The sequence below is a fragment of the uncultured Pseudokineococcus sp. genome, from assembly GCF_947499845.1.
Classification (GTDB): Bacteria; Actinomycetota; Actinomycetes; order Actinomycetales; family Quadrisphaeraceae; genus Pseudokineococcus.
The window spans coordinates 1-282 of sequence record NZ_CANMPM010000072.1 but is presented as its reverse complement, the minus strand read 5'-3'; the positions used below and the strand labels follow the sequence as shown (position 1 = coordinate 282).

Sequence of the window (282 nt, the reverse complement as noted above, 5' to 3'; positions counted from 1 at the left end):
GGTCACCTCCCGCCAGGGCTTCGGCGTGACCCTCGAGGGCAGCAGCGCCCAGTCGCTCGTCACGCGCGCCGTCGAGGACTCCCAGGTCGAGACCGTGACGTGGGTCGAGGCCGGCAGCACCGTCAGCGGTGCCGTGGACGCCCGGGCGGGCGAGCTGCTCCTGTCCTCCTCGGTCGTCACCGGGAACGTGCGCGGCCTCGGGACCCTCTACACCGACGTCGTCGACTCCGTCGTCGACGGCACCCTCGAGGTGCGCGACAACGTCGAGGGCGGCGTGTTCTG

1 pseudogene is annotated in these 282 nt (G+C 72.7%); it reads left to right on the top strand.

Features of this window, described 5'->3' with window-relative positions:
• Positions 1-25: 25 nt before the first annotated feature.
• Positions 26-282: pseudogene (locus tag Q0789_RS16650) on the top strand (hypothetical protein); the annotation flags it as partial.